This is a genomic window from Streptomyces sp. SYP-A7185 (assembly GCF_046103685.1).
Classification (GTDB): Bacteria; Actinomycetota; Actinomycetes; order Streptomycetales; family Streptomycetaceae; genus Streptomyces.
The window spans coordinates 7390228-7402704 of the sequence record NZ_CP122310.1; the positions used below are offsets into that span (position 1 = coordinate 7390228).

A 12477-nucleotide genomic window follows, 5' to 3' on the forward strand; every position below is an offset into this window, starting at 1 on the left:
GCTGCGGCGTGGGTCACGGCGAAGCTTTTTTCTTTGACAAACCGGCACCGAGGTTTGTAAATTTCAGTCCGATTGACGCGAGGTAGTAGCTGAGCTGCATCGATCGAGGGGGAAGACGATGAATCAGAGTGCGGCAAACCTTCTGGAGCCTCATATATCGACCGCACGGGACGTGAGAGCGTCCGTGCTGGTCCGGCAGGTCGACGTCACGGGGAGGGAAAGCCGCAGCACGTCCGACGTATGGCGCGTGCTGGTGGCCGAGAACGACGTCAGCGATGCCAACTGCCTGGTGAAAGGGCTGCGCAGGCACAGTCACCAGGTCGAGCACGTCACGACGGGACGCGCGGCGCTGCGTTCGTACGAGACGGCGGATCTGATCCTGCTCGACCTCGAACTGCCCGATCTGGACGGGCTGGAGGTCTGCCGGGACATCCGGCGGATCAGTGACATCCCGATCATCGCCGTCACCGGCCGCGGCAGCGAACTCGACCGCGTGCTCGGGCTCCAGGCCGGCGCCGACGACTACTTGGTGAAGCCCTACGGATTCCGGGAGCTGATGGCCCGCATGGAGGCCGTCATGCGCCGCGCCGCGCGGCAGCCGTCCACGGCCGAGGCCATCTCCCGCGGGCCGTTGAGCATCGACGCGGGCACCCGCGAGGTCAGCCTCGAAGGGCGGCGCATCGAGGTCACGCGCAAAGAGTTCGACCTCCTCTATCTGCTGGCCTCCTACCCCGACACGGTCATCCCACGCAAACAGCTGATGCAGCGGGTCTGGGGCGACTCGTGGTCGCGCAGGACCGTCGACACCCATGTCAGCAGCCTGCGCCACAAGCTCGGGTGCAGCGGCTGGATCATCACCGTCCGGGGCGTCGGATTCCGGTTCGGGCACGCATGACGACTCCGTCGGTTCCCGGCCCCACGACGAGACGCCTGACGCGACACACGACGAGTCACCTGGCGAGACATGGCGCGATGCACAGCGCGATACACAGCGCGAGACCTACCGAGAGACTTTCGGAGACGACAGTGACGCACCGGACAGCGGCCGCCCGCACGACCACCAACGCCCTGTGCGAGGGGGACGGATGCACGTACCGCGCGGCGACCGGTGAGGGTCACCGCCTCCTGGCCGTGCGCGGGCGGCGCCTGTGCCCGGTCTGCCGCGAGGCGTTCGCCGTACGGCTGCGGCGGCTTCCCGGCCTCTATGAGGAATGCGGAGCGGTATTGGGCGGCGGCACGCCGCAATTGCCCGGTAATCGGCACGGCAGCGGATCGCTGCCCGGAATGCCTTTCAACGGCGCCGCCGCCGATGTGCGGACATCGATTCTCACCACCCTCAGTTCCTGGTGCGGACTTGTCGCCGAAGGCCGCGGACTTTCCGCTCCCCGGCGTTCCGTCCTGCCGCTCTCCGCATTCCTGGTCCGGCATGCCGACTGGCTCGCCGCCCACCCCGCCGTCCCCGAGGCGACCAGGGAGGTGGCGCTGCTCGTCCGCAGGGCGCGCCGGATCGCCCACGAGGAGCCCCGCCGCACGGTGCGGGTCGGCCCGTGCGCGACGCAGGGCTGCCGGGGCGAGCTGACGGCGGTCGTCAACGCGTCCGCCGCCGTCACGGCCTCCGAGATCCGGTGCGACGAGAACGCCGAGCACGTGTGGGAGCGCCACCAGTGGACGGAGCTCAGCCGCGCGATCGCCCAGGTCCCCAAGGCGGCGGCCGCCGAACGCCCCGCCGCGGCGCGGTGGCTGACGGCGGCGGACGTCTGCCGCCTCTGGGGGACCCCCAAGGGCACCGTCTACCGGCTCGCGAGCGAGCAGCGCTGGCGGCGCGAGCAGCGCCTGGGACGCACCTACTACTTCGAGCAGGACGTGCACGAGAGCTTCCGGCGCCGCGCCGCGCGCACCCTCTGAACCGTCCCCCCACCAGGAGCCCACAGGCCCAGCCGGCAGACGCCGGCTGGGCCTTTCGCGTGCCGCGGCAGGACCGGCGCTGAACTGCCGTTCTGACTTTCCTCTGACATTCCCCTGGCATTTCTCTTTTACGTGTCCGGCGGATCCCCGCACCTATTCATGACTCAACTTCACCAACGTATGACATGGGGAATCTTGAAAAGGACTGCCCCGGCGAAGAAGCTAATCAATAGCTTCCGCTGCTCTGTGTCGAGCTGCCGGGCAGGAATTTCGACGATTACCAAGGAGATGCGTATGGACGCCGCAGTGATTGTCGTGGGAGCGGGACCGGCAGGGCTTGTGCTCGCCGGTGAGCTGCGGCTCGCGGGAGTCGACGTCATCGCCCTGGAGCGTCTTCCGGAGCGGACCGGCGAGTCCCGCGGCCTCGGCTTCACCGCCCGCACCATGGAGGTGTTCGACCAGCGCGGACTGCTCACCCGCTTCGGTGACGTCGAGACCAGCAACGTCGGCCACTTCGGCGGCCTGCCCGTGGACTTCGCGGTGCTCGAAGGCGCGCACCAGGCGGCCAAGTCGGTGCCGCAGTCGCAGACCGAGGCGGCGCTGGAGGCCTGGGTCACCGAACTGGGCACGGATCTGCGGCGCGGCCACGAAGTGACGTCCATCGAGGACGACGGCGACGGCGTCGAGGTGGGGGTGCGCGGACCGGACGGCGCGTACACCCTGCGCGCCGGGTACCTGGTCGGCTGCGACGGCGGCCGCAGCATGGTCCGCAAGGCCGCCGGCTTCGACTTCCCCGGCACCGCCGCCACCCTGGAGATGTTCCTCGCCGACGTGGAGGGTCTCGACCTCGAACCCCGCATGATCGGCGAGACGTTCGCGAACGGCATGGTGATGGTCGGCCCACTGCCGGGCGGCATCACCCGCCTCATCCTCTGCGAGCGCGGCACCCCGCCGCAGAAGCGCACCAGCGCCCCGTCGTACGACGAAGTGGTCGTCGGCTGGAAGCGGGTCACGGGGGAGGACATCTCGCACGGCAAGCCGGTGTGGGTCAGCTCCTTCGGCGACGCCACCCGGCAGGCCACCGAGTACCGCCGCGGCCGGATCCTGCTCGCCGGCGACTCCGCGCACATCCACCTGCCCGCCGGCGGCCAGGGCATGAACACCAGCATCCAGGACGCGATGAACCTCGGCTGGAAGCTCGCGGCCGTGGTGCGCGGCAAGGCCCCCGAGGCGCTGCTCGACACGTACCACGACGAGCGGCACCCCGTCGGGCAGCGGCTCCTGATGAACACCCGCGCCCAGGGCCTGCTGTTCCTCAGCGGCTCCGAGGTGCAGCCGCTGCGCGACGTCCTGGGCGAACTGATCCAGTACGAGGAGGTCAGCCGCCACCTCGCGGGCATGGTCAGCGGCCTGGAGATCCGTTACGACGTCGGCGGCGGGCGCCATCCGCTGCTCGGCCGCCGGATGCCCGACCTGGAGCTGGTGGGCGCCGACTTCAAGACCCGGGTGACCCGGCTGCTGCACGCGGGCCGCGGCGTACTGCTCGACCTGGCGGACAACGCCGTGCTGCGCCGCAGGGCCACCGGCTGGGCCGACCGCGTGGACGTGGTCACCGCGGCCCCGCACGCCCTGGACGAGAGCAGCGCACTGGCGGGCACCACGGCCGTCCTGGTCCGCCCCGACGGATACGTGGCCTGGGCCGCCCCCGGCAGCCACGACGACCTGCCCATGTCCCTGGAGCGCTGGTTCGGCCCCTCCCGCTAGGGCGACCGCCCGGGCACGGCACGACCAGATCCACCGCACACGCGCGAAGACCGGACCGATCCGGTAGGTAGTGGAGGAGAGAGAAGACATGCACAGCACCTTGATCGTGGCCCGGATGGACCCCGGTTCCGGCGCCGACGTGGCCCGCCTGTTCGGCGGGTTCGACGACACCGAGATGCCGCACCGCATGGGCACGCGGCGCCGCCAGCTGTTCTCGTACCGCGGGCTGTACTTCCATCTGCAGGACTTCGACCAGGACAACGGCGGAGAGCTGATAGAGGAGGCCAAGACCGACCCGCGGTTCGTCGGCATCAGCCAGGACCTCAAGCCGTTCATCGAGGCGTACGACCCGGCGACCTGGCGCTCGCCCGCCGACGCCATGGCCAAGCGCTTCTACCACTGGGAGGCGTCCCAGTGACGGGTCGCCGCGTCGTCATCACGGGAATCGGTGTCGTCGCCCCCGGCGGCATCGGGACCAAGAACTTCTGGGGGCTGCTCAGCGAGGGCCGCACGGCCACGCGCGGCATCACCTTCTTCGACCCGGAGCCCTTCCGCTCCCGGGTCGCCGCCGAGATCGACTTCGACGCCGGGGCGCACGGCCTGAGCCCGCAGGAGATCCGGCGCATGGACCGGGCCGCGCAGCTCGCCGTCGTCGCGACGCGCGAGGCGGTCGCCGACAGCGGGGTGGAGCTGGGGGAGTACGCCCCCCACCGGATCGGGGTCACCGTGGGCAGCGCCGTCGGCGCGACCATGGGGCTCGACGAGGAGTACCGCGTCGTGAGCGACGGCGGCCAACTCGACCTCGTCGACCACGCGTACGCCGTGCCGCACCTCTACAACTACCTCGTGCCCAGCTCGTTCGCCGCCGAGGTCGCCTGGGCCGTCGGCGCCGAGGGCCCCTCCACGGTCGTCTCCACGGGCTGCACCTCCGGCATCGACTCGGTGGGCCACGCGGTGGAACTCATCCGCGAGGGCAGCACCGACGTCATGATCGCCGGTTCGTCGGACGCGCCGATCTCCCCGATCACGCTGGCCTGCTTCGACGCGATCAAGGCCACGACCCCGCGCAGCGACGCACCCGAGCAGGCGTCGAGGCCCTTCGACAACACCCGCAACGGATTCGTCCTCGGCGAGGGCTCGGCGGTCTTCGTGCTCGAAGAGCTGGAGAGCGCCCGGCGCCGGCACGCCCACATCTACGCCGAGATCGCGGGCTACGGGGCGCGCAGCAACGCGTACCACATGACGGGTCTGCGGCCCGACGGCGCGGAGATGGCCGAGGCGATCCGGGTGGCGCTGGACGAGGCCCGGATCAACGGCGACCAGATCGACTACATCAACGCGCACGGCTCGGGCACCAAGCAGAACGACCGGCACGAGACCGCGGCCTTCAAGAAGAGCCTCGGCGACCACGCCTACCGCACGCCGGTGAGCTCCATCAAGTCGATGGTGGGGCACTCGCTGGGCGCGATCGGCTCCATCGAGATCGCCGCGTCCGCGCTGGCCATGGAGTACGACGTGGTGCCCCCGACGGCCAACCTGCACACCCCCGACCCGCAGTGCGACCTGGACTACGTGCCGATCACGGCACGCGACTGGCGCACCGACACGGTCCTGACCGTCGGCAGCGGGTTCGGCGGATTCCAGAGCGCCATGGTGCTCGCCAACCCGGAGAGGAAGGGCGCATGACGGCATCCGCCGTGGTGACGGGCCTGGGCATCGCCGCCCCCAACGGCCTGGGAGCGGAGGACTACTGGGCGGCCACGCGCAGCGGCAAGAGCGGCATCGGGCGCGTCACGCGCTTCGACCCGACGCCCTACCCGGCCACGCTCGCGGGCGAGGTCCCCGGCTTCGTCGCCGAGGACGTACTGCCCAGCAGGCTCCTGCCGCAGACCGACCGGATGACGCGCATGGCGCTCGTCGCCACCGACTGGGCGCTCGCCGACGCGGGCGTCGAGCCGGAGAAGATGTCCGAGTTCGACATGGGCGTCATCACGGCGAGTTCGTCGGGCGGCTTCGAGTTCGGCCAGGGCGAGCTGCAGAAGCTGTGGAGCAAGGGCAGCCAGTACGTGTCCGCGTACCAGTCCTTCGCCTGGTTCTACGCCGTCAACAGCGGCCAGATCTCCATCCGCAACGGCATGAAGGGCCCCAGCGGGGTCGTCGTCAGCGACCAGGCGGGCGGGCTCGACGCCCTCGCGCAGGCGCGCCGCCAGATACGCAAGGGCACCAGCCTGATCGTCTCCGGCTCCATCGACGCCTCCATCTGCCCCTGGGGCTGGGTGGCGCAGCTGGCCGGCGGCCGGCTCAGCACCCGGGACGAGCCCGGCCGCGCCTATCTGCCCTTCGACGCCGACGCCGCCGGGCACGTGCCCGGCGAGGGCGGCGCGATCCTCGTCGTGGAGGACGCGGACGCCGCCCGCAAGCGCGGCGCCAAGGTCTACGGCACGCTCGCCGGGTACGGCGCGACCTTCGACCCGAAGCCGGGCAGCGGACGCGAGCCCGGCCTGCGCAAGGCCATCGAGATCGCCCTCGCGGACGCCGGGGTCGCCCCGCAGGACGTCGACGTCGTCTTCGCGGACGCCGCTGCCGTCCCCGAACTCGACCGCGTCGAGGCGGAGGCCCTCAACGCGGTCTTCGGCCGCGGCCAGGTCGTCGTCACCGCCCCGAAGACGATGACGGGGCGGCTCTACTCGGGCGCGGCCCCGCTGGACGTGGCCGCCGCGCTGCTCGCCATCGACGAGGGCCTGATCCCGCCCACGGTGAACGTCGCGCCCGACGCCGCCTACGGCCTGGACCTGGTCGTGAACCAGCCGCGCCCCGCCGAGGTGCGCACCGCCCTGGTCCTGGCGCGCGGCGAGGGCGGCTTCAACTCCGCCCTGGTCGTGCGCGCCGCCGACTAGCGGCCCACCGACCGCGCCCCCGCCGGCTCCCACCCCCCTGGGAGGCCGGCGGGGGCGCGCAGCACCCGCACACCCCGCCGCGAACCGCTCGCGGCGGCACACCACTTGACCGCACCACGAAGGGAACGACGTGTCCGCTCACAACTTCACCCTCGACGACCTCAAGCGCATCCTGCTCGAAGGCGCGGGCGCCGACGAGGGCATCGACCTCGACGGAGACATCCTCGACGTGCCGTTCGAGGAGCTGGGCTACGAGTCGCTCGCGATGCTCGAGACGAGCAGCCGGATCGAGCGCGAGTACGGCGTGACCCTCGACGACGACGTGGTCACCGACGCCGCCACCCCCCGCACCCTCATCGACGCGGTCGGCGCGCAGCTCGCCCCCACCGCCACCGCCGCCTGACCCCCCGGCATCCAGGGAGAACCGAACACCATGGCACAGGACAACCAGCGCGTCGCCCTCGTCACCGGAGCCACCAGCGGGATCGGCCTCGCCGCCGCCCGGCTCCTGGCCACCCAGGGGCACAAGGTGTTCATCGGCGCGCGTGACGCCGAGAACGTCGCCGCGACCGTGAAACAGCTTCAGGACGAGGGCCTGGACGCCGACGGCGCCGTCCTCGACGTACGCGACGAGGCGGCCGTCACGGCGTTCGTGCAGGCCGCCGTCGACCGCTTCGGCACCGTCGACGTTCTGGTGAACAACGCCGGGCGCAGCGGCGGCGGCGTCACCGCCGACCTCACCGACGAGCTGTGGCACGACGTCATCGACACCAACCTCAACAGCGTGTTCCGCATGACCCGCGAGGTGCTCAACACCGGCGGCATGCGGCACAAGGACCGCGGCCGGATCATCAACATCGCCTCGACCGCGGGCAAGCAGGGCGTGGTGCTCGGCGCCCCGTACTCGGCCTCCAAGCACGGCGTCGTGGGCTTCACCAAGTCCCTCGGCAACGAGCTCGCGCCGACCGGGATCACCGTCAACGCGGTCTGCCCCGGGTACGTCGAGACGCCGATGGCCCAGCGCGTGCGCCAGGGATACGCGGCCGCCTACGACACCTCCGAGGACGCCATCCTCGAGAAGTTCCAGGCCAAGATCCCGCTGGGCCGCTACTCCACGCCGGAGGAGGTCGCCGGTCTCGTCGGCTACCTCGCCTCGGACACCGCCGGCTCCATCACCGCGCAGGCGCTCAACGTCTGCGGCGGCCTCGGCAACTTCTGAGCCGCGCGCGGCACCGACCCGAAACCCAGTCAAGGAGCGTGAACATGTCGCAGCACGGCCTGCGTGAGGTGGAGCACGAGATCAGTGTCGAGGCACCGGCAAAGGCCGTGTACCGACTGATAGCGGAGGTACGGAACTGGCCGCAGATCTTCCCCCCGACGATCTACGTCGACCAGGTGGAGAGCAGCGGGAACGAGGAGCTCATACGGATCTGGGCGACCGCCAACGGCGAGGCGAAGAACTGGTCGTCGCGCCGCACCCTCGATCCGGAGGCCCTGCGGATCACCTTCCGGCAGACGGTCTCCACGCCCCCCGTCGCCTCCATGGGCGGCACCTGGGTCATCGAGGCGCTCTCCGCGGCCTCGTCCCGGGTGCGGCTCCTGCACGACTACCGCGCGGTCGACGACGACCCCGCGGGCCTGAAGTGGATCGACGAGGCGGTCGACCGCAACTCGCGCTCCGAGCTGGCCGCTTTGAAGGAGAACGTCGAACGGGCCCACGCGGCCGAGGCGCTGACGTTCTCCTTCGAGGACACCGTGCAGATCGACGGCTCGGCCAAGGACGTCTACGCCTTCATCGACGAGGCCGACAAGTGGGAGGAGCGGCTGCCGCACGTGGCCAAGGTCCGTCTCGACGAGGACACCCCGGGCCTGCAGACCCTGGAGATGGACACCAGGGCCAAGGACGGCTCCACCCACACCACGAAGTCCTACCGGGTGACCTTCGCGCACGAGAAGATCGCCTACAAGCAGGTCACCCTGCCGGCCCTGATGACGCTGCACACCGGCTACTGGACGTTCCAGGAGAACGGCACCGGCGTCGCCGCGTCCTCCCAGCACACCGTCGTCCTGAACCCGGACAACATCGCGCGGATCCTCGGCCCCGACGCGACCGTCGAGGACGCCAGGGAGTACGTGCACTCGGCGCTCAGCACCAACAGCCGCGCCACCCTCGGCCATGCCAAGGACTACGCGGAGTCGAGGCGCTGACCATGCCGTCGCACCATCTGGACACCCAGGTCGTCGTCGTCGGAGCCGGACCCGTGGGCCTCATGCTCGCCGGGGAGCTGCGGCTCGGCGGCGCCGACGTGATCGTCCTGGAGAGCAGGCAGGCCCCGACGACGGAGTCGCGGGCCTCGACGCTGCACGCCAGGACCATGGAGATCCTCGACAGCCGCGGCCTGCTGGAGAAGTTCGGCACCCCGCCGAACGAGCCGCGCGGCCACTTCGGCGGCATCCCGCTCGACCTGACGCTGCCGAGCCCCTACCCGGGGCAGTGGAAGGTCCCGCAGACCCGCACCGAGGAGGTACTCCAGGAGTGGGCCCTGTCCCTCGGCGCTGACCTGCGGCGCGGGCACGAGGTGCGCGCGCTGACCGTCGAGGACGACCACGTCGAGGTCGAGGCGGCGGGGCCCGGCGGCCCCGTCCGGCTGCGCGCCCTGTGCGTCGTCGGCTGCGACGGCGAGAACAGCGCCGTGCGGCGCCTGACCGGGACCGCCTTCCCGGGCACGGACGCCGGGCGGGAGTTGATCCGCGCGGACGTCGACGGCATCGACGTACCGAACCGGCGGTTCGAGCGCCTGGAGAAGGGGCTCGCCATCGCGGCGCGCAGGGACGACGGCGTCACGCGCGTCATGGTGCACGAGTTCGGCCGCCCGGCGGGCGCGCGCACCGGCGAACCGGAGTTCGACGAACTGTGCGCGGTGTGGCGCCGGGTCACCGGGGAGGACATCAGCGGCGGGACCCCGCTGTGGATCAACTCCTTCGGGGACGCGAGCCGCCAGGTCGAGCGGTACCGCGACGGGCGCGTGCTCTTCGCGGGCGACGCGGCGCACCAGCAGATGCCGATCGGCGGCCAGGCCCTCAACCTCGGCCTCCAGGACGCCGTCAACCTCGGCTGGAAACTCGCCGTCCAGGTGGGACGGAAGGCTTCGGACGGCCTCCTCGACAGCTACCACGAAGAGCGGCACATGATCGGGCGGCGGGTCCTGACCAACATCAAGGCCCAGGCCATGCTGCTGCTCGGCGGCCCCGAGGTGGAGGCCGTGCGGGCGGTCGTCGGCGAAGTCGCCGGGCACCGTCCCGCCCGGGAGCACCTGGCGGGCATGGTGTCGGGCCTGGACGTCCGCTACGACGTCGGCGAGGGACCGTCCCCGCTCCTGGGGGCCCGCCTCCCGCACACCGACCTCGTGACCCCGGACGGAGCCGTCTCGACCACCGCCCTGCTGCGCACCGGCCACGGCCTGCTCCTGGACCTGCGGGACGACCCCGAACAACACGCGGCGCTGGCGGAGTCGACCGGACCCTGGCTCGACCGGGTCACCGTCACGGCGGCCCGCGCGTCCGGCACGGACCTGGACGAGGCGGGCCTGGTCCTCGTACGCCCCGACGGGCACGTCGCCTGGACGGGCCCGCGGACGGACGGGCTGCGCACCGCCCTGGAGCGCTGGTTCGGCCTGACGCGGGCCGCCGCCTCAGCAGGGACCACAGCCGGCGCGAGCGCCGGAACATCAGCCGACCACGGGAGGAACAGCATGAGCAGACTCGAAGGAAAGACGGCCCTGGTCACCGGATCGAGCCGCGGCATGGGGCGCGCGACGGCCCTGCGCCTGGCCCGCGACGGCGCACTGGTCGCCGTGCACTACACCAGCAGCAAGGAAGCCGCCGAGGAGACCGTCGCCACCATCGAGAAGGAGGGCGGCCGGGCCTTCGCGATCCGCGCCGAACTCGGCGTCCCGGGCGACGTGCACGAGCTGTTCCTCGGCCTGGAGGAGGGACTCAAGGAGCGCACCGGCTCCACGACGCTGGACATCCTGGTCAACAACGCCGGGGTCATGGGCGGCGTCGCGGTCGAGGAGACCACGCCCGAGGCCTTCGACCGGCTCTTCGCGGTCAACGCGCGAGCACCGTTCTTCATCATCCAGCGGGCGCTGAAGAACCTCCCGAACGGAGGCCGCATCGTCAACATCTCCTCCGGTCTGACCCGGTGCGCCAACCCCTCCGAGATCGCCTACGCGATGACGAAGGGCGCGGTGGAGCAGCTGGCCCTGCACTTCGCCAAGCTGCTCGGCCCGCGCAACATCACCATCAACAGCGTGGCGCCCGGCATCACCCGCAACGGCACCCCGGTGTTCGACATCCCCGAAGCCGTCGAGCAGATGTCGGCCCTCTCCGCCTTCAACCGCGTGGGCGAGCCCGAGGACATCGCCGACGTCGTGGCCTTCCTCGCCTCCGACGAGGCCCGCTGGATCACCGGCTCCTTCGTGGACGCCTCCGGCGGAACCCTGCTTGGCTGACATGACGGACGCATCCACGGCCGCGCCCCCGGCCCCCGGGGCCTGGAGCCCGCGAATGTGGGGGCTGCTGATCGTCCTCGCGGGCAACATGCTCATCGACGCCCTTGAGGTGTCGGTGATGGTGGTGGCCGTGCCGTCGGTCGGCGCGGACCTGCGGCTGACGCCCGTCGCCGCGCAGTGGACGCTGACCGGCTTCGCCGTCGGCTTCGGCGGGCTGATGCTGTTCGCGGGGCGCGTGGTGAGCCTGCTCGGCCGGCGGCGCGTCTACCTGTGGGCGCTGTTCGGCTTCGCGGCCGCCTCGCTCGTCGCGGGGCTCGCGGGTGATCCGGCGACGCTGCTCGCCACGCGGTTCGTCAAGGGATTCTGCGCGGCGCTGACCGCGCCGACCGGGCTCGCCATCATCGGCGCCACGTTCCGGGCGGGCCCCGACCGCGACCGCGCGGTGTCGGTGTACACCCTCTTCGGAGGGTGCGGCTTCACGGCGGGACTCGTCCTGTCGGGGCTGCTCACCGAGGCGGGCTGGCGCTGGACCATGGTGTTCCCGGCGCCGGTGGTGCTCGTGCTGCTCGTCTTCGGCCAAAGACTCATCCCCGAGGACGACGGCTCGGGCGGCCGGCCCCGCGTCACGCGGCGCCAGTTGGACGTGGCGGGGGCGCTCACCCTCACCGGTGGGCTCCTCGCCCTCGTCCTCGCGGTCGTCACCGTCACCGAGCGGGGGCGGGCCGACGCGTGGACCCTGGGGGTTGCCCTGGCCGCCCTCGCGCTCCTCGCGGCGTTCTGCCTCGCCGAACGCCGGGCGCGGCATCCGCTGGTGCCGGCCGCGCTGCTGCGTGACGGACCGCTGGTCCGCTCGGCCCTGGGCGCAGCGTCGCTCAACGGCTCCTTCCTGGGGCTGCTGCTCGTCCTCACCTACCAGTGGCAGACCGCGCAGGGGTGGGGGCCGCTCCGTACGGGCCTCGCGCTGCTGCCCGCGAGCGCGCCCTTGGCCCTGACGGCCCTGTCGTCGGGGCGGATGGTGCGGCGGTTCGGCACATCCCGGCTGATCGTCCTCGGCGCCACCGCGCCCCTCATCGGGTACGTCCTGTATCTGCGGGACCCCGCCCACGCGACGTACACCACCGGAGTGCTGCCCACGCTGCTCCTGGTGGGGGCGGGCTTCGTGCTCGCCTTCGCGGCCCTCAACACCCAGGCGGTCGCGGGCGTCGCGCCCACCGAGCGCGGCCCGGCCGTCGCCACCTATCAGACCGCGGTCCAGACCGGCGCCGTCCTGGTGATCGCGCCGACCGCCGCCCTCCTGACGTCCCACGGCAGCCGCACGGCGATGGCCCTGGTGACCGCGGTCGGCGCGGTGGGACTGCTCGCCGCACTCAGACCTCTTCGCCGATCGTGAAGGAGCA

Annotated in this window: 11 protein-coding genes; all 11 read left to right on the plus strand. The window is 71.6% G+C overall.

What is annotated here, in order from left to right; all coding sequences use genetic code 11:
• Positions 1-118: 118 nt before the first annotated feature.
• The 11 genes from QBL25_RS32420 to QBL25_RS32470 all read left to right on the plus strand — a co-directional run bounded on the left by QBL25_RS32420 (position 119) and on the right by QBL25_RS32470 (position 12470).
• Positions 119-895, plus strand: coding sequence for a response regulator transcription factor (locus tag QBL25_RS32420; protein WP_409060499.1), 777 nt, complete (start codon positions 119-121; stop codon positions 893-895).
• 131 nt (positions 896-1026) lie between these two features.
• The gene (locus QBL25_RS32425; RefSeq protein WP_409060500.1) at positions 1027-1905 is read left to right on the plus strand and encodes a helix-turn-helix domain-containing protein; all 879 of its coding nucleotides are present in this window, start codon (positions 1027-1029) and stop codon (positions 1903-1905) included.
• A gap of 294 nt (positions 1906-2199) precedes the next feature.
• A complete protein-coding gene (locus QBL25_RS32430) occupies positions 2200-3669 on the plus strand; it encodes an FAD-dependent monooxygenase (RefSeq protein ID WP_409060501.1) in 1470 nt (489 codons plus the stop codon).
• A gap of 88 nt (positions 3670-3757) precedes the next feature.
• Positions 3758-4087 carry a TcmI family type II polyketide cyclase gene (locus tag QBL25_RS32435; protein ID WP_409060502.1) on the plus strand — a complete coding sequence of 110 codons (330 nt, stop codon included), beginning with the start codon at positions 3758-3760 and terminating at the stop codon, positions 4085-4087.
• Positions 4084-5355, plus strand: coding sequence for a beta-ketoacyl-[acyl-carrier-protein] synthase family protein (locus QBL25_RS32440; protein ID WP_409060503.1), 1272 nt, complete (start codon positions 4084-4086; stop codon positions 5353-5355). The genes QBL25_RS32435 and QBL25_RS32440 overlap by 4 nt, the downstream gene beginning before the upstream one ends.
• On the plus strand, positions 5352-6566 hold the full coding sequence (locus QBL25_RS32445; protein ID WP_409060504.1) for a ketosynthase chain-length factor: 1215 nt from the start codon (positions 5352-5354) through the stop codon (positions 6564-6566). The genes QBL25_RS32440 and QBL25_RS32445 overlap by 4 nt, the downstream gene beginning before the upstream one ends.
• Positions 6567-6696: 130 nt before the next feature.
• Positions 6697-6969 (plus strand): acyl carrier protein, encoded by a 273-nt coding sequence (locus QBL25_RS32450; protein WP_409060505.1) that lies wholly within the window; start codon positions 6697-6699, stop codon positions 6967-6969.
• A gap of 30 nt (positions 6970-6999) precedes the next feature.
• Positions 7000-7785: a 3-oxoacyl-ACP reductase FabG gene (fabG, locus tag QBL25_RS32455; protein WP_409060506.1), complete on the plus strand. Its 786-nt coding sequence runs from the start codon at positions 7000-7002 to the stop codon at positions 7783-7785.
• 44 nt (positions 7786-7829) lie between these two features.
• The gene (locus tag QBL25_RS32460) at positions 7830-8774 is read left to right on the plus strand and encodes an aromatase/cyclase (protein ID WP_409060507.1); all 945 of its coding nucleotides are present in this window, start codon (positions 7830-7832) and stop codon (positions 8772-8774) included.
• Positions 8775-8776: 2 nt separating this feature from the next.
• Complete coding sequence (locus tag QBL25_RS32465) at positions 8777-11080, plus strand: SDR family oxidoreductase (protein WP_409060508.1); 2304 nt, start codon at positions 8777-8779, stop codon at positions 11078-11080.
• A 1-nt stretch (position 11081) separates the two neighbouring features.
• A complete protein-coding gene (locus QBL25_RS32470; RefSeq protein ID WP_409060509.1) occupies positions 11082-12470 on the plus strand; it encodes an MFS transporter in 1389 nt (462 codons plus the stop codon).
• Positions 12471-12477: the final 7 nt, after the last annotated feature.